25 protein-coding genes are annotated in these 24,960 nt (G+C 73.4%); 8 read left to right on the forward strand and 17 right to left on the reverse strand.

Going from position 1 to position 24,960, the window contains the following annotated elements; genetic code table 11:
* Positions 1-16 precede the first annotated feature (16 nt).
* Entirely contained in the window at positions 17-1,267 is a 1,251-nt protein-coding gene (mshC, locus tag Dvina_RS37165; protein ID WP_223094158.1) for a cysteine--1-D-myo-inosityl 2-amino-2-deoxy-alpha-D-glucopyranoside ligase, read from the reverse strand.
* A 168-nt stretch (positions 1,268-1,435) separates the two neighbouring features.
* Here mshC and Dvina_RS37170 point away from each other — a divergent pair, with 168 nt between their 5' ends.
* Positions 1,436-1,777, forward strand: a complete 342-nt coding sequence (locus tag Dvina_RS37170; RefSeq protein WP_223094160.1) for an ArsR/SmtB family transcription factor — start codon at positions 1,436-1,438, stop codon at positions 1,775-1,777.
* A 53-nt stretch (positions 1,778-1,830) separates the two neighbouring features.
* Here the strand turns inward: Dvina_RS37170 and Dvina_RS37175 are convergent, their stop codons facing one another.
* Entirely contained in the window at positions 1,831-2,172 is a 342-nt protein-coding gene (locus Dvina_RS37175; protein WP_223094162.1) for an NUDIX hydrolase, read from the reverse strand.
* A 20-nt stretch (positions 2,173-2,192) separates the two neighbouring features.
* Entirely contained in the window at positions 2,193-2,324 is a 132-nt protein-coding gene (locus Dvina_RS55380; RefSeq protein ID WP_281428166.1) for a hypothetical protein, read from the reverse strand.
* A 111-nt stretch (positions 2,325-2,435) separates the two neighbouring features.
* On the opposite strand from Dvina_RS55380, the gene Dvina_RS37185 reads away from it, so the two are divergent.
* From Dvina_RS37185 to Dvina_RS37195, 3 genes are all read left to right on the forward strand, one after another.
* Positions 2,436-4,109: a SulP family inorganic anion transporter gene (locus Dvina_RS37185; RefSeq protein ID WP_223094164.1), complete on the forward strand. Its 1,674-nt coding sequence runs from the start codon at positions 2,436-2,438 to the stop codon at positions 4,107-4,109.
* A gap of 69 nt (positions 4,110-4,178) precedes the next feature.
* The gene (locus tag Dvina_RS37190; protein WP_246656630.1) at positions 4,179-4,979 is read left to right on the forward strand and encodes a MerR family transcriptional regulator; all 801 of its coding nucleotides are present in this window, start codon (positions 4,179-4,181) and stop codon (positions 4,977-4,979) included.
* 20 nt (positions 4,980-4,999) lie between these two features.
* Positions 5,000-5,344 carry a VOC family protein gene (locus tag Dvina_RS37195; protein ID WP_223094168.1) on the forward strand — a complete coding sequence of 115 codons (345 nt, stop codon included), beginning with the start codon at positions 5,000-5,002 and terminating at the stop codon, positions 5,342-5,344.
* Between the two features lie 9 nt (positions 5,345-5,353).
* Here Dvina_RS37195 and Dvina_RS37200 read toward each other — a convergent pair whose 3' ends face one another.
* The 4 genes from Dvina_RS37200 to Dvina_RS37215 all read right to left on the reverse strand — a co-directional run bounded on the left by Dvina_RS37200 (position 5,354) and on the right by Dvina_RS37215 (position 8,748).
* Entirely contained in the window at positions 5,354-6,085 is a 732-nt protein-coding gene (locus Dvina_RS37200) for an SCO1664 family protein (protein ID WP_246656631.1), read from the reverse strand.
* Positions 6,086-6,163: 78 nt separating this feature from the next.
* Positions 6,164-6,736, reverse strand: coding sequence for a DUF3090 domain-containing protein (locus Dvina_RS37205; protein ID WP_223094172.1), 573 nt, complete (start codon positions 6,734-6,736; stop codon positions 6,164-6,166).
* A gap of 264 nt (positions 6,737-7,000) precedes the next feature.
* The gene (locus tag Dvina_RS37210) at positions 7,001-7,705 is read right to left on the reverse strand and encodes an MSMEG_4193 family putative phosphomutase (protein WP_223094174.1); all 705 of its coding nucleotides are present in this window, start codon (positions 7,703-7,705) and stop codon (positions 7,001-7,003) included.
* The gene (locus Dvina_RS37215) at positions 7,702-8,748 is read right to left on the reverse strand and encodes an LLM class F420-dependent oxidoreductase (protein ID WP_223094176.1); all 1,047 of its coding nucleotides are present in this window, start codon (positions 8,746-8,748) and stop codon (positions 7,702-7,704) included. Before Dvina_RS37215 ends, Dvina_RS37210 begins: the two co-directional genes overlap by 4 nt.
* A gap of 118 nt (positions 8,749-8,866) precedes the next feature.
* Between Dvina_RS37215 and Dvina_RS37220 the strand changes: the two genes are divergently transcribed.
* From Dvina_RS37220 to Dvina_RS37235, 4 genes are all read left to right on the forward strand, one after another.
* Complete coding sequence (locus Dvina_RS37220) at positions 8,867-9,838, forward strand: aldo/keto reductase (protein ID WP_223094178.1); 972 nt, start codon at positions 8,867-8,869, stop codon at positions 9,836-9,838.
* Positions 9,839-9,879: 41 nt separating this feature from the next.
* Positions 9,880-10,842 (forward strand): YncE family protein, encoded by a 963-nt coding sequence (locus tag Dvina_RS37225; RefSeq protein ID WP_223094180.1) that lies wholly within the window; start codon positions 9,880-9,882, stop codon positions 10,840-10,842.
* A gap of 13 nt (positions 10,843-10,855) precedes the next feature.
* The gene (locus tag Dvina_RS37230) at positions 10,856-11,047 is read left to right on the forward strand and encodes a DUF5703 family protein (RefSeq protein ID WP_223094182.1); all 192 of its coding nucleotides are present in this window, start codon (positions 10,856-10,858) and stop codon (positions 11,045-11,047) included.
* A 267-nt stretch (positions 11,048-11,314) separates the two neighbouring features.
* Positions 11,315-13,840 carry an EAL domain-containing protein gene (locus tag Dvina_RS37235; RefSeq protein ID WP_223094184.1) on the forward strand — a complete coding sequence of 842 codons (2,526 nt, stop codon included), beginning with the start codon at positions 11,315-11,317 and terminating at the stop codon, positions 13,838-13,840.
* 6 nt (positions 13,841-13,846) lie between these two features.
* Here the strand turns inward: Dvina_RS37235 and Dvina_RS37240 are convergent, their stop codons facing one another.
* The 10 genes from Dvina_RS37240 to Dvina_RS37285 all read right to left on the reverse strand — a co-directional run bounded on the left by Dvina_RS37240 (position 13,847) and on the right by Dvina_RS37285 (position 24,939).
* Entirely contained in the window at positions 13,847-14,065 is a 219-nt protein-coding gene (locus Dvina_RS37240) for a DivIVA domain-containing protein (RefSeq protein ID WP_223105929.1), read from the reverse strand.
* A gap of 15 nt (positions 14,066-14,080) precedes the next feature.
* On the reverse strand, positions 14,081-14,518 hold the full coding sequence (locus Dvina_RS37245) for an SRPBCC family protein (protein ID WP_223094186.1): 438 nt from the start codon (positions 14,516-14,518) through the stop codon (positions 14,081-14,083).
* Between the two features lie 79 nt (positions 14,519-14,597).
* The gene (locus Dvina_RS55820) at positions 14,598-15,254 is read right to left on the reverse strand and encodes a GH12 family glycosyl hydrolase domain-containing protein (RefSeq protein ID WP_223094188.1); all 657 of its coding nucleotides are present in this window, start codon (positions 15,252-15,254) and stop codon (positions 14,598-14,600) included.
* Positions 15,255-15,627: 373 nt separating this feature from the next.
* Positions 15,628-15,957, reverse strand: coding sequence for a DUF3140 domain-containing protein (locus Dvina_RS37255; RefSeq protein WP_223094190.1), 330 nt, complete (start codon positions 15,955-15,957; stop codon positions 15,628-15,630).
* Between the two features lie 30 nt (positions 15,958-15,987).
* Positions 15,988-16,767 (reverse strand): DUF899 domain-containing protein, encoded by a 780-nt coding sequence (locus Dvina_RS37260; protein WP_223094192.1) that lies wholly within the window; start codon positions 16,765-16,767, stop codon positions 15,988-15,990.
* Between the two features lie 30 nt (positions 16,768-16,797).
* A complete protein-coding gene (locus Dvina_RS37265) occupies positions 16,798-18,234 on the reverse strand; it encodes a M1 family metallopeptidase (RefSeq protein ID WP_246655571.1) in 1,437 nt (478 codons plus the stop codon).
* Between the two features lie 39 nt (positions 18,235-18,273).
* Complete coding sequence (locus tag Dvina_RS37270; protein WP_223094196.1) at positions 18,274-19,530, reverse strand: FAD-dependent oxidoreductase; 1,257 nt, start codon at positions 19,528-19,530, stop codon at positions 18,274-18,276.
* Positions 19,531-19,579: 49 nt separating this feature from the next.
* Entirely contained in the window at positions 19,580-20,926 is a 1,347-nt protein-coding gene (locus Dvina_RS37275) for an FAD-binding oxidoreductase (protein WP_223094198.1), read from the reverse strand.
* A 96-nt stretch (positions 20,927-21,022) separates the two neighbouring features.
* The gene (locus Dvina_RS37280; RefSeq protein WP_223094200.1) at positions 21,023-23,521 is read right to left on the reverse strand and encodes a polynucleotide kinase-phosphatase; all 2,499 of its coding nucleotides are present in this window, start codon (positions 23,519-23,521) and stop codon (positions 21,023-21,025) included.
* On the reverse strand, positions 23,518-24,939 hold the full coding sequence (locus Dvina_RS37285) for a 3' terminal RNA ribose 2'-O-methyltransferase Hen1 (protein ID WP_223094202.1): 1,422 nt from the start codon (positions 24,937-24,939) through the stop codon (positions 23,518-23,520). The genes Dvina_RS37280 and Dvina_RS37285 overlap by 4 nt, the downstream gene beginning before the upstream one ends.
* Positions 24,940-24,960 lie beyond the last annotated feature (21 nt).

Genomic DNA, 24,960 nt, shown 5'->3' on the forward strand with positions numbered 1-24,960 from the left:
GCAGCGGCCGGTTGGATCAGAGCCGGATGCCCAGCAGTGCGTCGACCGCCGTCGCCATGAGGGCCGGGGCCTCGCGGTCGTCCCCCGCGTCGGCCAGTGTGGCGTCGACCCAGGCGTCGACGACGGCCAGGGCGCCCGGGGCGTCGAGGTCGTCGCCGAGGCGCTCGCGGAGCTGGGCGAGGAGTTCCGCGCCCGACGGGCCGATGCCCGCGCGGGCCGCCTCGCGCCAGCGGGACAGGCGCTGCTGGCCGGCCTTGAGCACGTCGTCGGTCCACATGCGGTCGTTGCGGTAGTGATCGGCCAGCAGCGCCAGGCGCAGGGCCATCGGGTCGACGCCGTCGCCGCGCAGGCGGGAGACGAAGACCAGGTTGCCCTTGCTCTTCGACATCTTCTCGCCGTCGAAGCCGATCATGCCGGCGTGGACGTAGTGGGCGGCGAACGGGGCCTTGCCGGAGAGCGCCTCGGCGTGGGCGGCCGAGCATTCGTGGTGCGGGAACAGCAGGTCGTTGCCGCCGCCCTGGATGTCGACGGTGTCGCCGAGCAGGCTCTGGGCGATCACGGCGCACTCGATGTGCCAGCCGGGGCGCCCGGGCCCGAGGTCGCCGCCGTTCCAGGCCGGCTCGCCGTCACGGGCGCCGCGCCACAGCAGCGGGTCGAGAGGGTCGCGCTTGCCGGGGCGCTGCGGGTCGCCGCCGCGCTCGGCGGCCAGGCGGAGCATCTCGGTGCGCGACAGGTTGGACTCGTAGCCGAACGCGGGGGCGGTGGCGACGGAGAAGTACACGTCGCCGGTGCCGTCGTCGAGCGGGTAGGCGTGGCCGGAGGCCAGCAGCGACGACACCTTGCGGGCGATCTGCGGGATCGACTCGACCGCGCCGACGTAGCGCTTCGGCGGCAGGATGCGCAGCGCCTCCATGTCCTCGCGGAACAGCGCCGTCTCCCGCATCGCGAGCACCACCCAGTCCTCGCCGTCGCGGGCCGCCCGCTCCAGCAGCGGGTCGTCGATGTCCGTCACGTTCTGGACGTAGTCGACCTCGAGCCCGCCGTCCCGCCACACCCGGTTGGCCAGGTCGAACGCGATCATCGTGGCCGCGTGGCCGAGGTGGGTCGCGTCGTACGGGGTGATGCCGCAGACGTACATGGTCGCGGGCCGGCCCTCGATCTCGACCGGCGCGATCTCCCGGCGCGCCGAGTCGAACAGGGCGAGCGGCGCTACGCCGGCGGCGGGGCGGGGCAGCGTCGGCAGCGCGGGCGCGATCCAGGAGTCCATGACCAACAGCCTATCCGCGCCGCCCCCGAACGCGTGATGTGACGAACGCAGTGCTGTGACCGCAGCCATAGCCTGCTCGGCGGCGCCGACCGGCGCTGTCGCCGTCCGGAACGGGCGCCCGGCCTTGCTAAACTCGCGGCGTCCCGCACGCGACGAAGGGGGTGGGGGGTGGCCAGCCCGCCGCTGTATCAGCTGAAGGCCGAGTTCTTCAAGACGCTGGCACACCCGGCCCGCATCCGGGTGCTGGAGCTGCTCAGCGAACGCGAGCACGCCGTCTCCGAGATGCTGCCCGAGGTCGGGATCGAGTCCGCCCACCTGTCGCAGCAGCTGGCCGTGCTGCGCCGGGCCAACCTCGTGGTGTCGCGCAAGGAAGGTTCGACCGTCTTCTACGCGCTCACCAGCCCGGACGTGGCCGAGCTGCTCGCCGTGGCCCGCAAGATCCTGACCGGCGTGCTGACCGGCCAGGCCGGGCTGCTGGCCGACCTGCGCACGTCGCCCGCGCCCAGGTAGCGCGGCGACCCGACCGGCCACGCCCGGGGCGGCGGCTTCGATCCCGCTCCCGGCTACCAGGGAGCGCGGTTGCGCGGTGCGGTGCTCGCCCGCGGCGGGCCGGCCGACAGCAGATACAGGCGATCGGCGATCCGCCTGGCCAGGTCGGTGAGATCGTCACGGGCGTCCGCGCGGAGCAGCCGTACAGCGGCGTGGACGGCACTGACGAGCATCGGGCCGTGCTCCGGCCACAGCGACGCCGACCGCATGATGTGCGATGCCGCCACGCCGAGCCGGACGTTGAGCGTCGCCGGCCCGGCCGCCGGGTCCTGCAGCGCGGTCAGCAGCCTGCCGGCGACGACGGTGTAGGCCTCCCACGCCGCTCGCCGCGCCGGCGGGCCCGGGCTCACGGCCACCGGGCCTCCGGCCGGCCGGTTCACGCCGCCGCCGGCGCTGATGCGGCGCTCGCGGTGAGGTCGGCGCTGAGCAGCTCCGGCACCCGGATGCGCACCGGGTGGCCGAGCGTGCGGAACAGCTCGACCTCCAGCTGGTCAAGCGGAACGTCCATCGCGCTCCTCCATTGCCGGGCGCGTCGCCGCGTGGGGCGACACCCACGAACGACTGCTGACTTTACTATATTCGCAACTGCTAAATTCGGCATATACGAGGGTGGGATGGGATGCGGCGAATCCTGGAGGCGCCCTCCGCACGGTTGATCGAGCTGCTGCCCGGGCGGTCGGACTGGGACGCGGTCCGCCGCAGCCCGCGCGCCGATCTCGTGGCGGGGCTCACGGTGGCGGTGGTGGCGCTGCCACTGGCGCTGGCGTTCGGTGTCACCTCCGGCCTCGGCGCGCAGGCCGGGCTCATCACCGCGGTGGTGGCCGGGGCGCTCGCCGCCGTGTTCGGCGGCTCCAACCTCCAGGTGTCCGGGCCGACCGGCGCAATGACCGTGGTGCTGGTGCCGGTCGTCCAGCAGTTCGGCGCCGGCGGCGTGCTGCTGGCCGGCCTGATGGCGGGTGTGGTGCTGCTCGGGATGGCCCTGGCCCGGCTGGGCCGGTTCGTGCGGTATCTGCCCACGCCGGTGATCGAGGGCTTCACCGCCGGGATCGCGGTCGTGATCGCCCTGCAGCAGGTCCCCGCGGCGCTGGGTGTCGCCGATGCGCACGGCGCGAAGGTGTGGGCGGTCGCCGGCGATGCCCTGGCCCGGTTCGTCAAGCACCCCCACCCCGCCGCCGTCGCGGTCGCCGCCGGTGTCGCGGCAGTGATGCTGCTCGGCGCGCGGTGGCGCCCGGGGTTGCCCTTCTCGCTGCTGGCGGTGGCGGCGGCGACCGGTTTGGCGCAGTTCGCACCGATCGAGCTGACCCGCATCGGCGCCCTCCCGGCCGGGCTGCCGGCACCGTCGCTGGCGTTTCTGGACCTGGGCGCCGTCTGGACGCTGCTGCCCTCCGCGCTGGCCGTCGCGGCGCTGGCCGCGCTGGAGAGCCTGCTGTCGGCGACGGTGGCCGACGGGATGAGCGTCGGCGAGCGGCACGACCCGGACCGTGAACTGTTCGGCCAGGGCCTGGCCAACCTGGCGGCCCCGCTGTTCGGCGGCATCCCGGCGACCGCCGCGATCGCCCGCACGGCGGTCAACGTCCGGGCCGGCGCACGCTCGAAGCTGGCGGCGCTCACCCACGCCGTGGCCCTCGCCGCGATCGTCCTGGCCGCCGCGCCGCTCGTCTCCCGCATCCCGCTCGCCGCCCTGGCCGGCGTGCTGCTGGCCACGACGGTGCGGATGGTCGAGGCCAGCGCCCTGATCGCCCTGGCCCGCTCGACGCGCGGCGACGCGCTGGTGCTCGCCCTGACCTTCACGGTGACAGTCGTGTTCGACCTCGTCACGGCGGTCGCGGTTGGCATCGGCGTGGCGGTCGTGCTCGCGTTGCGGGCGGTGGCCCGCAGCGTCCGGCTCGAGCAGGTGCCGCTGGAGCCCGGTGACCACAGCGCCGAGGAGCATCAGCTGCTGGCGGAGCACATCGTCGCGTACCGCCTCGACGGTCCGCTGTTCTTCGCCGCCGCCCACCACTTCCTGATCGAACTGTCCGAGGTCGCCGACGTCCGGGTGGTGATCCTGCGCATGTCGCGGGTGTCGACGATCGACGCGACGGGCGCGCACGTCCTCGGCGATGCCATCACGCGGCTGCAGCGGCGCGGGATCGCCGTGCTGCTGTCCGGCATCGCCCCGGGCCACGACCAGGTGCTGGCCACGCTCGGCGTCGCCGAGCAGCTGCGGCGCGACAACCTGATCTTCCCCGACACCCCGTCGGCCATCGCCTACGCCCGGACCCGCCTCCTCGGCCCGGCCGCCACCCGATGAGCCGGCCGCCGCACACGGCATCGGCGGTGCGCTTGCCCTTCCCGTAGCTGGAAGGGTTTGACTGTGCGTATGACGACGGGCGTGTCCATCGGGGAGTTCTCGCGGCTGTGCCACCTGTCCGCGAAGACGCTGCGGTACTACCACGACATCGGGCTGCTGGTGCCGGCCGCTGTCGACCGGGGCACCGGGCATCGGCGCTACCAGCCGGAGCAGGCCGGGGACGCGCACCTCATCCGGCGGCTCCGGGGCCTGGACATGCCCCTCGCCGAGATCCGCACCGTGCTCGCGGCACCCGCGGCGCAGGCGCGGGTGGCGGCCCTCGCCCGGCACCTGGATCGGATGGAGGCCGAGCTCACCCGGGCCCGGGAGGTCGTCGCCTCACTGCGGCGGCTGCTGGACGAGCCACCGCCGATCACGGTGCTGTACCGCGCCCAGGCCCCCGTCCCCGTGCTGCGGCGGCACCGCCGGGTCGCGCGCGCCGACGTCGCCGAGTGGTGCCGGGTGAGCTTCGACGAGCTCTTCGGCGCGCTCGCCGGGGCCGGGACTGACCCGGCCGGCGTCCCGGGCTCCACGTACTCGCCCGAGTTCTTCGAGCGGGACGAGGGCGAGGTCGTCACGTTCGTCCCGGTCCTGCCCGGCGTGCTCGACGCCGACCCGCGCCGGGCCGAGCTGCCCGCGCGCCGCTACGCGGTGGCCGTGCACGCCGGGCCGTTCGCCGACTGCGACCTCACCTACGGCGCGCTCGGCGCCCACGTGGCCGCCCACGACGAGGCGCTCACCGAGCCGATCGTCGAGCAGTACCTGGTCGGCCCGCACCACACCGCCGACCCCGACCGCTACCGGACCGAAGTCTGCTGGCCGGTCCGCTGACCATCGAGAGGAACGTACGAATGTCGGATCTTCAGGTAGCCAACATCACCACCGACTGCACCGGCAACGCCACCGAGCTGGCGCAGTTCTACGCCGGCCTGCTCGGCCGCGCGGTGAACCCCGGGGCGTCGGAGTACTTCGCGGCGCTGAGCGGCTCGCCCACGCTCATGTTCATCAGGGTGCCCGACCGCACGCCGGGAAAGAACAGCGTCCACATCGACATGCACACCGACGACATCCCGGCCGCCGTGGAGCGGGCGGTGTCGCTGGGCGCCAAGCACGTCGGCGACTTCGACGAGTACGGCGCGAGGTGGGCCACCCTCACCGACCCCGAGGGCAACCTGTTCGACATCGGCGCGAGCTGAGGCCGGCGGCTAGATCGGCGGCCACGGGATCGCGTGGCGGTCCTCGTCGGGCTCGGGGAACGTGCGGGCCTTCAGCAGTGCCTCGATGCGGACCGAGACCATGCCGACCTCGGCCGGGGTCAGGTGCTCGCCCAATGCTTCGGCGAGGCCCGCGGAGTACTGCGCGCGCAGCTTCTCCAGCACCTCGATGCCCTCGTCGGGCAGGGGCTCGCCGGCCCAGCCCCAGATGATCGTGCGGAGCTTGTCCTCCGTGTGGAAGCAGATGCCGTGATCGACGCCGTGGACCGAGCCGTCCACGGTGTCGATCACGTGGCCGCCCTTGCGGTCGGCGTTGTTCGCGACCGCGTCGAAGACCGCGATGCGGGCCAGCCGCGGGTCGTCGGCGTGGGCCAGCACGAACGGGCGGCCGCGCTCGTCGCGGGCCGACATGATCCGCCGCCACGACCGCGGCACCTTGTTCGCCGGGACGAACCCGAGGAGCAGGTCGTCGCTCTGCTGCTCGTCGTCGATCCAGAGCTGGACCATGCCCGGCCCCAGCGGGCCGTCGCGCAGCAGGGTCGGGGGGACGATCCCCCAGCCGGTGGCCTCGGAGAGCAGCCACGCGGAGTACTCCCGGCCGGCGAGCGTCCCGTCGGGGAAGTCCCACAGCGGGCGCTCGCCGCTGACCGGCTTGTAGACGCACCGGGCGACCGTGTCGCCGAGGGTGATCACGCAGCGCAGGGTGGCGTTGGAGGCGTCCATGAGCCGGCCTTCGAGCTCCAGCTCGCCGTGGCGTAGCAGCTCCAGCGCCTCGTCCTCGGGCAGGGCCGGCACTCGGCGCTACCGGCGGTAGCCGTTGTGCCGCGGGCAGAGGTGCCCGCGCGCGTCGAGGGGCTGGCCGCACAGCGGGCACGGCGGGCGGCCGGAGGCGACGACCCGCTTGGCCCGCTCGATGAACGCCTTCGTGGCGGCCGGGGTGAGCCGGACCCGCAGGCGGTCCCGGTCGGCGGTGGCCAGCTCGTCGTCCTCGTCGTCGAGCTCGCTCTCGCGCTCCTCGGTCTCCTCGTCGCCGACGGCGATCGCCTCGATGATGACCGTGGCGGTGTCGACGTCGAACTGCAGGCCGAGGGTGCCGACCCGGAACTCCTCGTCAAGTGGCGTGTCGAGCGGCTCGTTGTCGGCGGTCTCGACGACCGTCTCCGCCGCGAGGTCGACGCCGAAGCGGCGGTGGGCCTCCTGCAGCAGCTCTTCCAGCTTCTCGGCCAGCAGGGTGACCTGCACCTTCTCCAGGGCGACGCTGACCAGCCGGCCGCCGCCGCGCGCCTGCAGGAAGAAGGTCCGCTCCCCCGGCGCACCGACTGTGCCGGCAACGAACCGCTCCGGCGGCTCGAATGCATACACGTGGTGGCTCATGCTGTCACCTCCGCTTCGCTCCGGCGCCAGCCTGAGCCCAATCTGCGCCCATGATGAGTGGCCTCTCCGCAAGCTCCGAACCACTCATGCTGTCACCTCCGCTTCGCTCCGGCGCCAGCCTGAGCCCAATCTGCGCCCATGATGAGTGGCCTCTCCGCAAGCTCCGAACCACTCATGCTGTCACCTCCGCGTCGCTCCGGCGGAACCACTCATGCTCTGAACTCTATCCAGTCGGGCGGCTATCCGCCGCAGGCGGGCACAAGATCACACCGAACCGCCCGAACCGCCACCGACGGCCGCATCCGACGACGGTTCGCCCTCGGCCTTCTCCGGCGGCTGAAACCCGGACAGATCTCCGCCGGTGTCGTTCAGGCGAAGCACAAAAGACCTGAGTGGGGTGTACCGGATCACCGTCACCGAGGCCGGCTCCACCGCGAGGCGCTGGAACAGGTCGAGGTGCATGCCCAGCGCGTCCGCGGCGATCGCCTTGATGATGTCGCCGTGGCTGCACGCCAGCCACACCGCCTCGGGCCCGTGCGACTCGGCGATGCGGGCGTCCCAGGAGCGGATGGCGCTTATCGCCCGGGCCGACATGGCGGCCATCGACTCGCCGCCCTCGCCGGGGAAGACGGCCGCCGACGGGTGGGCCTGCACCGTCGCCCACAGCGGCTCCTTGGCCAGCTCGCTGAGGGGCCGGCCGGTCCAGTCGCCGTAGCGGCACTCGATGATGCCCTCGTCCTCGAGCACGTCGGTGACGTCGGGCAGGGCCAGGGACAGCGTCTCCCGGCAGCGGGGCAGCGGGCTGCTGACCACGGCGGCCAGGGGCAGCTTGGCCGCCGCGAGCCGCTCGCCGACCTTGACGGCCTGGGCCCGGCCGACCTCGTCGAGGCCGACCGGCTGGTGGCCGGCCAGGACCCCTGTCGCGTTCGTCGTGGTCCGCCCGTGGCGCAGCAGCAGCACAGTCGTCATGAAAGACCGGCCTTCTCCCACGCGTCGGCGAGCTGGCGGATCGTGCTTATCGAATACTCCGGGTCGCCGAAGACGATCGTGGAGAGCTCCGTCAAGCCGGCCTCCTGGTATGCCTTGAGCCGCTCCGCCACCCGCTCGACGGGCCCGAGCAGGGAGGTGCGGTCGATGAACTCCAACGGTACGGCGGCCGCCGCGTCCCGGTGCTTCTTCGCCAGGTAGAGGTCCTGGATCTCCTTCGCCGCGTCGCCGTAGCCCATGCGGGTGGCGAGGGCGTTGTAGAAGTTCTGCTCGCGCGAGCCCATCCCGCCGACGTAGAGCGCCGCGTAGGGCCGCACCAGCTCGGCGCACATCGCGACGTCGTCGCCGAAGACCACCGGCACCGACGCCGCCACCTCGAAGCCGTCGAGCGTCTTGCCGACCTTGGCCCGCCCGGCCGCGATGGACCCGAGGGACTCGCTCGCGTATTCGGGGGAGAAGAAGATGGCCAGCCAGCCGTCGGCGATCTCACCGGTGAGCTCGAGGTTCTTGGGGCCGACGGCGGCCAGGTAGACCGGCACGTGGTCGCGCACCGGGTGCAGGATCAGCTTGAGGGCCTTGCCGGGGCCGTCGGGCAGCGGCAGGGTGTAGAACTCGCCGTCGTACTGCACGACCTTGCGGCTCAGGGCCAGGTTGACGATGTCGACGAACTCCCGGGTCCGCTTCAGCGGCTTGCCGAACCGCACACCGTGCCAGCCCTCGGAGACCTGGGGACCCGACACGCCGAGACCGAGGCGGAACCGCCCGCCGGACAGCTTGTCGATGGTGGCGGCCGTCATAGCGGTCATGGCCGGGGTGCGGGCCGGGATCTGGAAGACGGCGGAGCCCAGCTCGATCCGCTCGGTCTGCCCGGCGATCCAGGACAGCAGGCTCGGCGCGTCGCTGCCGTAGGCCTCGGCCACCCATACGCAGGAGAAACCGAGCCGCTCGGCCTCCTGCGCAACGGTCAGGAACGCCTCCGGGTCGTTCCATGACGACAGGTAACCGAGATTCAACGCAAGCCGCACAACTGCCTCCCAGGGGGTACCCCGCGCGACCCTGCACGGGCGGCACCAGCGTAGCCTCCGCGGCCGACAGGGCCACGCCTACCGGAAGAAGGCGCCATCCGGCCGTATCGTTCCATGCATGCAGCAGCGACCGCTCGGCCGTAGCGGGCTGGCGGTATCCCGGCTGGCCCTAGGCACCATGACGTGGGGCCGTGACACCGACGCCGACGACGCCGCGGCCCAGCTCAAGACGTTCCGCGACGCCGGCGGGACGCTGCTGGACACCGCCGACGTCTACGCCGACGGCGAGGCCGAGTCCGTCATCGGCGCCCTGGTCGGCCGCCTGGTACCGCGCGAGGAGCTGGTCATCGCCACCAAGGCCGGCCTGCGCCCGGGCATGGCCCGCCGCCGCGACGGCTCCCGCGGCCACCTCCTGCACGCCCTCGACACGTCCCTGCAGCGGCTCGGGACCGACCATGTGGACCTGTGGCAGGTCCACGGCTACGACCCGGACACGCCCCTGGAGGAGACCCTCTCGGCGATCGACACGGCGGTCTCGACCGGCCGGGCCCGCTACGCCGGCGTCTCGAACTACTCCGGCTGGCAGACCGCCCGCGCCGCCACGTGGCAGGGCGCCTGGCCGGGCCGCGCCCCGCTGGTCTCCACCCAGGTCGAGTACTCCCTGCTGGAGCGCGGCATCGAACGCGAGGTGGTCCCGGCCTGCACCGCGCTGGGCATCGGCATCCTGCCCTGGTCGCCCCTGGGCCGCGGCGTGCTCACCGGGAAGTACCGCACCGGGGTCCCGGCCGACTCGCGGGCCGCGTCGCCGCACTTCGAGCGGTTCGTGTCACCGTACCTCGACGACCGCTGCGCCGGGATCGTGGAGGCGGTCGCCACCGCGGCGGGTGGGCTGGGGGTGTCGCCGCTGGAGGTGGCCCTGGCCTGGGTCCGCGACCGGCCCGGCGTGATCGCCCCGGTGCTCGGCGCCCGCACCGTCGGGCAGCTGCTCGGCGCGCTGCAGACGGAGGAGATCGTCCTGCCGCGCGAGATCCGGGCCGCCCTGGACGACGTGTCCGCGCCCACCTCGGGGTATCCCGAGCGCCAGACGTAGCCGCACCCGCCCGCATCGGGTGCCGATACGCTGGGCCGATCATGCTGCGCCGACTGATGCCGCTCGCCGGCCTGCTCCTGCTCACCGCGTGTGACGCCGGCGCGCCGGTCGATCACCCCGACGCCACTGTCCCCACGCCGACCTGGGCTCCGGCGCCCTCGGTGGTGCCGACCGGCGCGGCTGTGGTGCCGCAGCGGGTCACCGGGCTGGCGTTCGGCACGGATATCGCCGTGATGACACCAAATTCGGCATTTGTACTTCCGGCCGGCGCGACCGCCCCGACGACGCCCGCTGCGCCCGGACCCGCGAAGTCGGTGCTCGCCCTGCCCGGCGGGGGATTCCGGGCCGTCGTCGGGTCGACGCTCGTCGAGCTGCCCGGCGGTGCTGTCACGACGTTGCCGGCGGAAGGCGGGGCGATCGCCGCACCGCCGGGCGGGGACTGGATCGCCGTCGCCCTCCCCGGCCGCGGCGATGTGATCATGCTCTCCCCGGCCGGGAACGTGCTCAGGACCATCCACACCGGGGGGCGGCCCAGTGCGCTGGCGGCCGACGCCGAGCGGATCGCCGTCGTCGACGCCGCCGAGTCGTCGCTCACCACGTTCGACGCGGCCACCGGAGCGCGGCAGGAGGCGCTGCGGGCCGGGGACGGGGCCGTGACCGTCGCCGCGGTCGGCGCCGGGCGGTTCGCGGTGGTGGATGCGCGGGACGGGGAGCTGCTGGTGTTCGACGCCGGGCCGTTGATCCTGCGGCAGCGCTACCCCGTGAAGGGCGGAGCCTGGGCCGCCGCGTTCGACCCGGGCCGGGGCGTGCTGTGGGTCACGCTCACCGCGCGCAACGAGGTGGTCGGGCTGCACCTCGGTGGCGGGTCGCCGCGCGAGGTCGGGCGGCATGCGACGGTACAGCTGCCGATCGCCCTTGCCGTTGACGCCGCGACCGGTGCACTGGCCGTCGCCGGGTCGGGCGCAACTGCGGGACAAGGGCTGGTGCAGCGCATTGTGGCGTAGCACTATCGGGGCTATGGACTACGAATACGTGCCGCTGCGGTTGCCGTCGAATGTCGATCGGCTTACCGCGAGCGCACAGCTGACGATCCAGGCCGAGTACGGCGGCTGGGAGCTGGCCCGGGTCCGCCTCTACGCCGACGGGACCCGCCAGGTGGTGCTCCGCCGCCGGGTCACCAGCGACGCCATGCCCGGGCTCAGCACGTAACCCTTCGTTATCCGGATGCCCCGGGACTGCCCGCCCTGCTACGGTCGCGTCGAGAACGCCCGGTGCGCAGGCGCCGGTTACTTCGGGATCCCTTACTGTGCAGGTTCGAGTCCTGCTCGTGGCCGCAAGGCCGCGGTGGCGCAATTGGCAGACGCGACGGATAAAAGCCCGGCTCCGATATTGAACTCGGGCGTTCCCAATGCGCGCGACGGACCGTAATGTCGTCAATGCTTGCCGCATTGTGCGACGTGCGCCAAACTCAGCTCCGTGCTGCTGGTCTCGGTCACGCTGAGCGCCGCCGCGCTCGTCGCGGCCCTCGCCGGGCTCCTGCCCGCCGGGCTGGCGCTCGCCGTCGCGGGGCTCGTCACCGCCGCGCGCGGTGCGGCCCTGGTCCTGCGCCGCAGCGGGTCGGCCTGCTGGCAGCGGCCGGTCAGCGCCGGGCTCGGGTTCTGCGGCCTGTCGACCGCCGCCGCCGGGCTCGCCGACTGGCTCGCACCCGACGCCTACCTCACCGACGTGCCGCTGCCGGCCGAGCTGCCGCTGATCGGGCTGTTCTTCGTCACCGGGGCGCTGCTCATCGGCCTGTTCCACCTGCCCGGGCAGGCGGCGACGTACGTCGGGCGGGCCCGCCGGCTCCTCGACGGCGTCGGCATCGGCGTCATCCTGTTCTTCATCGCCTGGCTCGTCGTGTTCGAGGCGGCCGGGCTCAAGGGCGCCGCTCTCACCGCCGTCCTGGTCGCCAGCGTCGCCGTGGGGGCCGCCGTGGTCGGCACCATGCGGGCCGCGCCCATCCAGCCCGGTGCGATCCTGCGCGGCCTCGGCGCCCTGATCATGATCATCGCGCAGACGGCGCTCATCCTGATCCTCGACTACCACCTCGACGCCGACTGGCTCCTGCCGGCCGGTGTCGCGCTCATCGCCGGGCCGCTGCTGGCCGGGCGGGACCTGCCGCCCGGGCGCGCACCCGAGCCGGCGACCGCGACGACGACCGACGGCAGCTTCGCCCGGTATCCGCTGCTCGCCCTCCCGCTCGGCGGTGCGCTCGTCGCCGCCGCGTATCACCTGGTCGTCACCGGCCACTTCGACCCCGTCTCGGCCGTCCTGGCGATCGTCGGCGTCGTCATCATCGCGATCCGGGAGGCCCTCGCGGTCGCCGACGTGCGGCAGTACGCCCGGTGGCTCGCCGACCGCGAGGCCCGCTTCCGCGCGCTCGTCGCCGGCTCGGCCGACGTGACAATGATGCTCGACGACAGCCTCGTCGTGCGCTGGCAGTCACCGGCCGCCGCCCGCCGCCTCGGCCTGGCCGACGCGGACGTCATCGGGCGGCCGCTGCTCGGACGGGTACACCCCGATGAGGCCGACGCCGTCGCGGCCGCACTGGAGTCCGGCGCCACGCTCATCGAGGCCCGCCTCGGCGACGGCTTCGGCGTCTGGCGCGAGACCGAGTGGAGCGTCTCCGACCAGCGGGCCGACCCGTCGGTGCGGGCCGTCGTCGTGCACGTGCGCGACATCAGCCAGCGCCGCCAGCTCGAGCACGCCCTGCACCAGGCCGCCCGCAGCGACCACCTCACCGGGCTGGCCAACCGCACCGAACTGCTGCGCCTGCTGAGCGAGCGGACCGGGCCGAGCGTGCTCATCGTCCTCGGCCTCGACGGGCTGAGCAGCGTCAACCAGCTCCGCGGCCACGAGGTCGGCGACGCCGTGCTGGTCGAGGCGGCCCGCCGGCTGCGCGCCGCCCTGGCCCCCGGCGAGCTCGCGGCCCGCCTGGCCAGCGACCGGTTCGCGGTGGTGACGAACGCGGGTGCGGTGCACGCGCAGATGACCGCGAGTCGCCTGCTGACGCTGCTGTCCGACCCGTACCCGGTGCTCGGGGTGGCCTCCCACCTGTCCGCCTCGGCCGGCCTGGCCGAGCAGCTCATGTACGACGACCAGGGCGGCGGCGCGCTCAACCGGGCCGAGCTGGCCCTGCAGCGGGCCCGGCAGCTCGGCCCCGCCCAGCCGCCGCAGTGGTACGACGAGGCGACCGCCACCCTCCTGCGCCGCCGCCTCACCATCGAGCAGGACCTCCCCGGCGCCCTCACCCGCGGCGAGCTCGACCTGCTCTACCAGCCCGTCGTCGAGCTCCCCGGCGGCCGGGTGGCCGGCGTCGAGGTCCGGCCCCGCTGGCGCCGCGCCGGTCTCGGGCCCGTGGAGGACACCGAGTTCCTGCCCGTCGCCGACCAACTGGGCCTGTACCACGAGCTCGGCACCTGGCTGCTCGCCGCGGCCGGGCGCCAGCTCGGCGCCTGGAGCGCCACCGCGGTATCGGGGCCGCCGCTGTGGCTGGCCGTCCCGGTCTCCCCCGCGCTGCTGGCCGCCGACGGGTTCGTCGACCTGATCGCCGCGACCGGCTTCCCGCCGTCGCGCCTGGTCGTGCAATTCACCCTGTCCGAGCCGGAGCGGCCGGACCTCGTCGACCGGCTCGCCGCGATCCGGACGCTCGGCGCCCGCACGGCCCTCGTCGGGTTCGGCGTCCAGGCGACCTCCCTGAGCCTGCTGCGCCGCCTGCCCCTGGATCTGGTCCGGGTCGACCGCCGGACCTTCGCGGGCGCCGACACCGCTGTCGTGGCCGCGGTCGTCAACCTGGCCCGCCAGCTGGGCGTCGAGGTCGCCGTCGACGGTGTGCGCGACGACGAGGAGCTGGAGACGATCACCGCCGCCGGCTGCCGGCTCGCCCAGGGCTCCCTGTTCTGTGCCGCCTCGGTGCCGGAGCGCATGGAGGCGTACCTCGACACGCAGCGCGCCGGCCGCTAGGTCCGCTCAGCCCGGGTGGCCCTTGGCCACGCGGCGCAGGTAGTGGTCGACCTGCTGCTGGTTGTAGCCGCGCAGCACCACCCGGAAGCTCACCGCCTGCGCGTCCGCGCGGGCCCGGGCCACCCGGGTGGGCTCGGCGGAGGCGAGGTCGTCGTCGGCCCGGGCGGCGAACTCGTCGACCTGGGCCCGGTCATACCCGCGGAACACGACCGCGAACTGTGTCATCCGTCGAGTGTGCGCTTAGTCGAGCTCCCGCGCGAGGGCGTCGAGCCACTCGGCGGTGCCGTGCTCGCGCCACTCGGGCCGCTCATGCTCGTCGAGGTACACGGCCTGCTCGGTCAGGCGCAGCGCGGTGCCGAGGACCGTCGGGCGGAACTCGACGGTGGTCAACGAGATCGTGGCGACGACGTCGGCCACGTGCAGCGTCGAGGAGTACACGATCCGCTCGCTGGGGACGATGTCGTGGTAGCGCGACTCGTACCGCAGCGAGCGCCCCTCGTCGTCGTGGTCGCGGACCATCTCCCGGCCACCGATGCGGAAGTCGAGCATGTGCTGCTCCCCGCCGAACCAGCGGGCCTTGCTGGCCGGGTCGGCCCAGGCCGCGAACACCCGGCCCGGCCGGAGCGGATAGCTGCGTTCGAGGGTGAATGACCCGTGCAGCACAGTCGTGTCAATCATGAGCGCCGACTGTACCGAGACCGGCCCGCTCCCGGTGCCCCGTCCATCGATCGACGGCCGGGAGCGGTGCCGGGGACGGTCAGCTGTAGGTGAGCGTGAAGGTGTTGCAGACGAAGCTGGACTGGCCGGCGGTACCACTCACTTCGAAACCGAACTGGACCTGACCGACGTTGACGTCGCCCCACCAGCCGTTGGTGCGCAGCCAGTTCATGACGGCCAGCACGTCGACGGTGCCGGAGTTCGTGTTGCCGGTACGCACGAACGAGAAGACCGCGTTGGCGCCGTTCGAGCCGCGGTACACGTTCCAGGTGTGCCCGCCGGCGCTGACGTTGCGGGCGTTGGGCACCGCGCCGTTGGCGTCGTAGGACTCGGCGATCGGCCCGACCGCGCCGTGCTGGTTCGTCCAGATCATGACCTCGTACGCGTTGTTGTTCGCCCAGATGTCGTACGCGGTCTCCCAGGCGCCCGTCGCGACCCAGGCCGCGTCGCTCGGCACGCCGCCGGGGTTGGAGCCCCCGCCGGTCGGGGTCGGCGTCGGGGACGACGCGGTCCGCGTGGGCGTCGGGGTGCTTGTCACGCCACCCGTGCAGCTGGTGCCGTTGAGCGTGAAGGCCGTCGGCACCGGGTTGCTGCCCGTCGCCGAGCCGTTGAAGCCGAACGATGCGGTCCCGTTCGTGGCGATGGAGCCGTTGTACCCGGCGTTCTTCGCGGTCACCGTCGAGCCGCTCTGGGTCACGGTGGCGTTCCTGAATCACTGCGAGCAAGCTCGCGGCGGGGGAGGCGCAGCCTCCACCCCCACCCCCGCACAATCACCGCCGCCACCGCCTGGCCGCCGTGGTCGGCCTCACCCCAGGGCCGCCGTCCGCACGTCCGCATCGTCATCGGCCGCGAGCCGGGCGAGTGCCGCCCGCGCTCCGATCCGGCCGGCGTTGCAGTGCCCACGCGGCCCGGTACCGCACCCGGCGGTCGCTGTCGCCGGCGCACGCAATGAGCCGCTCGGTCGCCGCCGGCCCGCGCTCGGCCCACAGCCCTGCACCGCCCAGCCACGTGGCGCGAGCGCCAGTTCAAGCTCCGCGCGTCCATGGCGCCGCAATCACGTGCACCGCCGGTCAGTGCTTGAGCGGGTCGTGGCCCCAGTTCATCAGGGAGTACCGCCACTTCGTGTCGCGGACGTCGCCGGAGGGGCGCTGGGCCAGGTGGCGGTGGACGTAGCCGACGACCTTGCGCATGTGGGCCTCGTCGGCGTCGGTGAGGTCGGACTTCTTCGTGTGCAGGAGCTTGACGATGCGCCGGCCGCTGTCGTGGCCGACCGACTCGCCGCCGCCGCTGTCGGTCTTCTGGCCCACGTCCTTCGACTCGTCGGTCCGCAGCCAGCGGTCGAGCTCGGCGGCGGTCATGTTGACGGCGTCCTTGAACTGCGCGTATGTGTCGGTGGTCATGACCTGGGAATACCCCGGATCGGCCGGCCGTCACGGACGTTCGGGCCCGTCGGGCAGGCGCATGGCCGGGCCGCCGACGTGCAAACCGAGCGGGGTGGCGCGGCCCTTCGGCTCCTCCCAGGGCTCCTGGCGGCCCAGGACGGTCAGGTCGAGGTACGGATTGCCGTTGTGGAACTCTTCGAGCCCGCGGCCATACGTGCTGTACGTGTGGAAGATGCCCTCATCGGTGCGCAGAAACGTGCTCAGGCCCGGCATCTCCGTGCCGCGCAGGCTCGTCGTCCACGGGCCGCCGGTCCAGGGGACGTTGAGCTCGCCCGCGTCGCGGAAGTGCAGCATGACCGGGGCGACCCGGTCGTCAAGCGTGGCGTGGAAGTCGTAGTTGAAGTCGCCGCCGAACGAGGAGTACCACGGGAACGTCCCGCCCATCCGCTCCCGGAACGCGGCGATCTTCGGGTACGGGGCCCGGGACACGGCGACGAGCGTGGTGTTGCGGATGTGCAGGCGCCGCAGCCCGGCGATCCCCTCGGCCGCCGAGGAGCAGCTGGCGCAGGCCGCGTCCCAGTCCGGGGCGAACATGAAGTGGTGCACCACCAGCTGCGGCCGGCCGTCGAAGAGGTCGGCGAGGCCCACCGGGCCGGCGGGCCCTTCGAACGCGTAGTCCTGCTCGACCCGGACCATCGGCAGCCGCCGCCGGTCCGCGTTGAGCCGGTCCCGGGCCCGGGTCAGCTCCTTCTCCCGGATCAGCAGCTCCCGGCGGGCGGCCAGCCACTCCTCGCGCGACACCACCGCGGGCAGTTCTCCGATCGTCATGCCCAGAACTATAGCAACCAATCGGTTGCTTCACGCGATAGGAAGCGGGTCGGGGTTGACGGGCTTGACCGGGCCGGACAGCCAGGCCAGCAGCAGCGGCCGGACGTCCTGCCCGGACAGCCGGGACGCGAGGGCGATGAACTGTTCGGTGGAGGCGTTGCCGTCGCGGTGCTGCGCCGCCCACGTGCGCAGGAGCGCGAAGAACACCCGATCGCCGACCCGCTCGCGCAGCGCGTGCAGCGCCATCGCGCCCCGGTAGTAGTTCGACGACTTGATCGCGTCGCCGTCGGTCGGGTCGTACGGCGCCGGCGTCCAGAACGGGAAGTCGAGCGGGTAGTCGTAGAAACGGTTGAACTGCTCGCGGACCGTCCGGAAGCCGTCGTGCTCGTCCCAGAGCCACGACGCGTAGGTGGCGAAGCCCTCGTTGAGCCACAGGTCGTACCAGAAGTCGATGGAGACGCTGTCGCCGAACCACTGGTGCGCGGTCTCGTGGGCGACCGTCTCCACCGCGTACTTGGCGTTGGTGTCCTCGAAGCGGTTGCTCGGGTAGATCGGCCGGGTCTGCGTCTCGAGGGCGGCGAGCAGGCCCGGCTGCCGCTCGACGATCGCGCCCGCGGACTCGAACGGGTACGGGCCGAAGAGGGTTTCGAAGTAGTCGATGATCTCGTCGGTGCGGGCGACCGGGGCGTCGTACTGCGGCCCGAGCGCGGCGTCGACCGCGATGATCGTCGGGCGGCCGTGGTGCAGGTGCGAGTCGATGCGCCAGCGGCCGATCGCGATCGTGGTGGCGTAGGTGACCGACGGGTGCCGGCTCGCCCAGCGCCACGTCGTCCAGCCGGAGCGGGTGGTGTGGCCGAGCGGGAGCCCGACGCTCATCGCGGCCAGGCCGTCGGGGACGGTGACCGCGACCGCGAACGTGGCCTTGTCGGCGGGGTGGTCGCTCGACGGGTACCACGTCATCGCCGACTCCGGCTCCCCCAGCACGATCGCGCCGTCGTCGGTGGGGACGAAGCCGAACTGCGTGGGCGGGTGCTCCCCCGAGTCGTCGGGGATTGACCAGCCCTTCGGGACGCCGTGGTAGGTGACGTCGACGGTGAACGGGCGGCCCTGCCGCAGGCCGCGCGGCGGGGTGACGACGAGCTCCCAGCCGTCGCGGGTCCAGGTCGCCGGCCGCCCGTCGACCCGGACCGCATCGACGGTGAGGCCGATGAGGTCGAGGTCGAAGCGGGACAGGTCCTGCGTGGCGGTGGCCCGGATGGTGGCGTGGGCGGCGGTGAGCTCGTCGGTCGCCGGCTGATACCGCACGTCCAGGTCGTAGTGAGCGACGTCGAAGCCGCCGTTGCCGTAGGTGGGCAGGGCCGGGTCACCGGCGCCGGGCGCCCCGGGGGTGAAGGCCGGTGCGGCGTGCGCGGCCGCACCGGTCGCGGCGAGCAGTGCGATGGTCGCCGCCGCAGCGGTCGGCAACACTCGTGACAGCATATATGTCAGTGAATAGGTTACATTGGCTCAATGCAATACCCGCCGGAGCACGGGTGCGCTGAAGAGGTGCCCGGGCGGCGCGACCAGGTTCACCACGCGGTGGAAGGCGAGCGCGACCTCCGGATGGTGCTCGGCGGCCCGCAGGACCCGGGCGAGGTACCGGTTGAGGACGCGCACCTTCAGCGTCCGCCGGCCGGGCACCGACGGAAAGGCCAGGTCCCCGCCGACCGCCATCTCCCAGGGCGTGTCGATCACCTTGGCCGCGGCCGCGTAGAACTTCGCGGGGTCGGTGACGTTGCGCAGTACCAACGCCTCCTGGGCCGCCACCGTCATGCCCTGCCCGTAGATCGGGTTGAATGCGCAGAGCGCATCGCCGAACGCCAGGAACCCGCGGGGATGCCGTTCGAGGCGCTCGAAGCGGCGCCTGACGCTGGCCGGCACCCGGAACGCCCGCGGCTCGGTGACCGGCCGCGCCCCGAACACCACGTCGGCGACGTCGGCGATGCCGAGCCGGGTGGCGTAGGCCGCGAACCCCTCGGCGTCGATCGGCGGTGCGTCGCCCGCGAGCCCGCACAACGTCATGATCCAGCGGTCGCCCTCCTGGGGCAGCAGCGCGACCCCGAAGGGGAATGCGGGTGACATGCCGGTCAAGACCCCGAGCGATGGCGGGTGTACTCCCCCACGCTCGAACTCCCGCGTGGCGTACACGATCCCGGCGTGCACCGACTCCTCGACCGGCACCGCGTACCCCAGCCCGGCGAGCCAGGCCGGTGCCCGGTTCCCCCGGCCGGTCGCGTCGACGACGAGATCGGCGGTGATGTGCTCGTCGTCGATGCGCGCCCCGGTCACGACGCTGCGGTCGGCGTTCGTCAGCAGCCCCGTCGCGACCCGCCCGCCGTGGACCTCGACGCCCGGCAGTTTCGCCACCCGCCCGCGCAGATAGTCCTCCAGCGCCGGCCGGCTCAGGCACAGCACCGTGAGGCCGGACCGCGCCCGGGCCATCGGGTTGGGCCCGTTGTGCCAGGCGAAGTCCCCGTGAATGTCGACAGGCACCGCCCCGGCCGCGGTGAGCTCCCCGGTCAGCCCGGGAAACAGCTCCTCGAGCACCTCCAGCCCCTTGGCCAGCATCGCGTGGGCGTGCCGTCCCTGCGGCACCCCTTTGCGCGGCCCGCTCCCGGCCAGATCGTCCCGGTCGAACACCGAGACCCGGTCGAATCCCTCGCTGAGTGCCCGCGCCGCCAGCAGCCCGGAGATCCCAGCCCCGAGCACAATCGCATGAGTCATGCCCACACGTCACCATCCGGAGCCGGCTCGCTGTACGGAAAAGTACCCGCTACAACAGTCCGGGAATTGCCGAAAAAATCCCGGCCGGATCGTATTGCCGCTTGGCCGCCAGCACTCGTGCGAGGTTCACCCCGAACGATGCCCGGGCCCGCTCGTCCTCGTCCGGCCCGACCTGGTTCGGATACGCCCCCGGCAGCGCGACCGGGGCAAGGGCCTCGGCGGTGGCCTCGGCCCATTCCCGGTGCCGCTGCGGTGCCGGGTCGTCGGGCGCCCACACCGCGATCATCTCGATCACCTGGTGCGGGCGGCGGTGCGCGAACGCCGTCGCCGCCGGGTCGACCCGGGCCGCGGCCCCGTGCAGCCGGCTGACGAACAGCACCGAGTACGGCGACGACACGGCCGCCGCCCCGGCCGCGAGGGCCTCGGCGGCGACGCCCGCCAGGTCGGGCACCCAGGTGCTGCGCAGCAGGTAGTGGTTGCCCGCCACGGCGTTGCCGGCGAACATCCCGACCGCCGCCGCCACCGGCATGGGGCCGACCTGGTCGACGAACGGGTGCCCGAGCGCGCGCAGCCGGCCCACGTGCCGCTCCCCGGCCGCGAGGTCGTCGCCGCACCAGACCGGGCACAGGAACACCGTCGGCCCGTGCGGCCCGGGCAGGAACCCGGTCATCACCGTCAGCTCGTCGGGGGCGTCGGCGACGATTCCGGCGTAGCCGTCGAGGACCGCGGCGGCCTCGGCGATCGGGAACATGAGGATGCCGGCGAGCACCAGCGCAACTGGCTGGAGCCTGATCTGCATCGACGTGACGACGCCGAAGTTGCCGCCGCCGCCGCGCAGCGCCCACCACAGCTCGGCGTCGCCGTCCGGGCCGGCCGTGACGATGGACCCGTCGGCCAGCACCACCTCGGCCGACAGCAGGTTGTCGGCGCCGAGCCCGCAGCGGCCGATGAGGGGCCCGTAGCCGCCGCCGGTGGTGAACCCGGCCATCCCGACACCCGGCTCGACCCCGGTGACGGCGGCCAGGCCGTGCGGCTGCGCGGCCGCCAGCAGGTCAGCGCCCGTCGCCCCGCCCGCCACCACGGCCACGCCCGCGGCGGCGTCGACAGTCACCGCGCGCATCCCGGTGAGGTCGACGACGACACCGCCGTCGCGGACCGCGCGCCCGGCCCAGTCGTGCCCGCCGGCCCGCACGGACAGCGGCTGCCGCGCCTCCCGCGCGGCCCGCACGACCGCGGCGACCTCGGCCGCGTCCCGGCACCGCGCGACCGCCGCCGGCCGGCTTGTCACGGCCGCGTTCCACACCCGCCGCGCACCGTCGTAGCCGTCGTCGTCCGGCCGGAGCAGACGGTCACCGAGCAGTGGTCGCAGGGCGCGGGCGATGTCGGCTGCTGTCATGCCGGGACCGTAACCCGCCACCACGGTGAGCGCCGTCACCAATACGACCCGTCACGATTGAACCGCGGCCGCACCGGGCCGCACCGGGCCGGCGGGTCACAGGCGCGGGTCGACCGGCTCCGACTCGAGGGCGAGCACGGCGAACACCGGCTCGTGGATGCGCCACAGCGGCTCGCCGGCCGCCGCGCGTTCGAGGGCCTCGAGGCCCAGCGCGTATTCGCGCAGCGCGAGGGACCGCTTGCGCCCCAGGCTGCGCTGCCGCAGCCGCTCCAGGTTGGCCGGTTCGGTGTAGTCGGGGCCGTAGATGATCCGCAGGTACTCGCGCCCGCGCACCTTGATCCCCGGCTGCACCGGGCCGTGGCGGCCGCGGACGAGGTTGGCGAGGGGCTTCACGACCATGCCCTCGCCGCCGGCCGCGGTCAGCTCCTCCCACCACGCCGCGCCCGCCGCCGACGACTGCGGGTCGGTGGTGTCGACGACGAGGCGCCGGGTGGTGCGGATCAGCTCCGGCGCCGCCTCGACCAGCCGGTCGGCGATCGCCAGATGCCAGCCGTGATCCCGGTCGTGATACGTCGACCCTTCACTGGCCAGAACCTGGAACGGCGCCAGTTGTACCCCTTCGAGCCCGTCGGTCGGCCAGCAGTACACCCGATAGGCGTCGGTAAATGCTCTGGCGTTGTCGGCCCGGGCCGACGTGCGCTCCAGCAGGGCCGCCACGTCGAGGCCGGCGGCCTGCGCGGTCTCGAGCGCGGCGACCGCGGCGGGCAGTGCCGCCCGGGCGGCCGCACCGACCGCGGCGTACTGGCCGCGCAGCAGCTCCCCGGCCTTGGCCGACCACGGCAGCAGCTCGCAGTCGAGCAGCAGCCAGCCGGTGCCGAGCTCGTCCCAGAGCCCGGCCGCGGCGATCGCGGCGCGCAGCCGGTCGAGCAGCGACGCGGTGAGCGCGGGGGCGAAGAACGGGCGGCCGGTCCGGGTGTACAGCGCACCGCCCTCGTCGCGGCGGACGAGCGCGACGGCGCGGGAGCCCATGTGCTTCTCCTCGCAGATCACCTCGCTCACGCCGTCGCTGCGGTACGCGGCGAACGCCTCCGCCGGGTGCTCCAGCCGGTCCGGCCGGGCCGAGGTCGCGCACGGGGCCATGGTCGGCGGCAGGTACAGCAGCCGCCCCGGGTCGATCGCGAACCGGCTCATCACCTCCAGCGCCCCGGCCGCGTTGTCCTCGCCGACGGTGACCCGGCCGAGGTGGCGGGTCTCGACGATCCGCTTGCCGAGCACGTCGGTGATGTCCAGGACGTCGGGGAGCCGCTGCGCGACCGCCGGGAACGGCTTCACCGGCGCGTACCAGACCCGTTCGGCGTCGACGGACACGACCTCCTTCTCGGGGTAGCGCAGCGCCGTCAGCCGCCCTCCGAAGACGCACCCGGTGTCCAGGCACAGGGTGTTGTTGACCCACTCCGGCGCGGGCACCGGCGTGTGTCCATAGAGGACGGTTGCGGCGCCGCGGTAGTCGTTCGCCCACGGGTAGCGCACCGGCAGCCCGAACTCGTCGGTCTCGCCCGTCGTGTCGCCGTAGAGGGCGAAGCCGCGCACCCGGGCCGACGCCCGCCCGTGGTACGCCTCCGGCAGCCCGGCGTGCGCGACGACCAGCCGCCCGCCGTCCAGGACGAGGTGCGAGACGAGGTCGCGGGCGAACACCTCGACCTGCTTGCGGAACTCGTCGGTCTCCCCGGCCAGCTGCTCGAGTGTCTCGGCGAGGCCGTGGGTGACCTGGACGTTGCGCCCGGACAGCGCCCGCACCAGCTTGTTCTCGTGGTTGCCGGGCACGGCGAGGGCGTGCCCGGCGGTGACCATGCCCATCACCAGGCGCAGCACGCCGGGCGAGTCGGGTCCGCGGTCGACGAGGTCGCCGACGAACACCGCCGTGCGCCCCGCGGGGTGGGCCGCGTCGACGGCCCGGCCGGTACCGTCGCGGGCGATGGCGTAGCCGAGCTTGTCCAGGAGCGACTCGAGCTCGGCGCGGCAGCCGTGCACGTCGCCGATGACGTCGAACGGGCCGGTCTCGTGCCGGAAGTCGTTGGGCAGCCGCTCCCGCACGATGTGCGCGGCGTCGACCTCCTCGGCGCTGCGCAGGACGTGGGTCTTGCGGAAGCCCTCCCGGGCCAGGCCGCGCAGGGATCGGCGCAGCTGCTCGCGCTGGCGGCGCACCACGTGAGCGCCGAACGCCCGGTCGGGCCGGGCCGCGTTGCGCTCCAGGCACAGCTTCTCGGGCAGGTCGAGGACGATCGCGACGGGCAGCACGTCGTGGGCCCGGGCGAGCTCGACGAGCTTGCGGCGGGCCTCGGGCTGCACGTTCGTCGCGTCGACGACGGTGAGGCGCCCGGCGGCCAGGCGCTTGCCCGCGATGTAGTACAGGACGTCGAAGGCGTCGCTGGTGGCCGCCTGGTCGTTCTCGTCGCCGCTGACCAGCCCACGGCAGAAGTCGCTGGAGATCACCTCGTAGGGCCCGAAGTGCCGGCCCGCGAACGTCGACTTCCCCGACCCGGACGCGCCGATGAGCGCCACCAGGCTGAGCTGCGGGATCACCAGATCGGTCACGGCGTGCCCTCCTCGGGTGCGGCCAGGCTGAACACGGCCATCTGCGTCGGCGGCCCGGCCTCGGGGTCCTGCGCCCCGACGGGCCGATACCGCACCCGGTAGCCGTGCCCGTCGGCGACGCGGTCCGCCCACGCCCGGAACTCGGACCGGCTCCACTCGAACCGATGGTCGCGATGGCGCATCCGCCCCGGCTCGAGACCGGCAAAGCGGCTGTTGTACTCCACGTTCGGCGTCGTGACGACCACAGTGGACGGACGCGCCAGCCCGAACACCACGTGCTCCAGCGCCGGCAGGCGCGGCGGATCGAGGTGCTCGATCACCTCCATCAGCACCGCGGCATCGAATCCGGCGAGCCGATCGTCGCGATAGGTCAACGACGACTGCAGCAGGTGTACCCGCTCCCGCCGCCGATCCCCCATGCGCTCCAGCCGCAGGCGCCGCGCCGCGATCTGCAGCGCCCGGTGCGACACGTCCACGCCGAGCACCTCACGCATCGCCGGATCGTCGAGCAGCACCCGGATCAGCGCTCCCTCGCCGCACCCGAGGTCGACGACCCGGGCCGCGCCCGCCTCCCGCAGCACGTCCACCACGGCGGCCAGCCGCTGCGCGGCCAGGGAGGTCCGCACCGGCGCCTCGTCCTCGGGCGGCACCGCGTTGTCCAGCTCCTCCGGCGCCGTGTCGTCGACCTCGGCGAGCCGCCCGACCGCCGTGGCCACCAGCTCCCGCCGGTGCGCCAGATACCGCCGCGTGATCAGCTCCCGCTCGGGGTGCGTCCCCAGCCACCCGTCCCCGGCCCGGATCAGCTTGTCGACCTCGTCGATGCTCACCCAGTAGTGCTTGGCGTTGTCGAGCACCGGCAGCAGGACGTACAGGTGGTTGAGCGCGTCGGCCAGCCGCACCTCCCCGCGCAGCGTCAGGTCGACGTAGCGCGAGTCCCCCCACTGCGGCACCAGCGGATCGAGCGCCACCGGCGCCGCCGCGACCTCCCACCCGAGCGGCCCGAACACCCGCTCCGCGACCTCGGCGCCACCCGCACAGGGCAGCGCCGGCACCGTGATCTCCAGCGGCAGCGCCCGCCGGGCCAGCTCCGGCCGGGCATCACACCGCCCGGCCATCGCCGACTTGAACACCCGCGCGATGGCCACCGAGAGCATCGACGAGGCCGCGTACGGCCGATCGTTGACGTACTGCGCGAGCGAGAACCCTTCCGCGCCGACCCCCCGCCGGCCCCGGACGAGCCCCACCGGGTCGACCTCGACGAGCAGGGCCGCGGTACACCGCCCTTGCGACGCCTCCGGGTAGAACACGTGCGCCCGCCCGACGGCCACGTCGAACTCCTGCACCTTCCCGGGGTGCTTGTGCAGCAGGAACCCGAGCTCGGTAGCCGGCTCCAGGGTGGTCGAGATCGTCAACAGCACCGCCGAAGTATCCCCAGAACC

The organism is Dactylosporangium vinaceum (genome assembly GCF_019904175.1).
Taxonomy (GTDB): domain Bacteria; phylum Actinomycetota; class Actinomycetes; order Mycobacteriales; family Micromonosporaceae; genus Dactylosporangium; species Dactylosporangium vinaceum.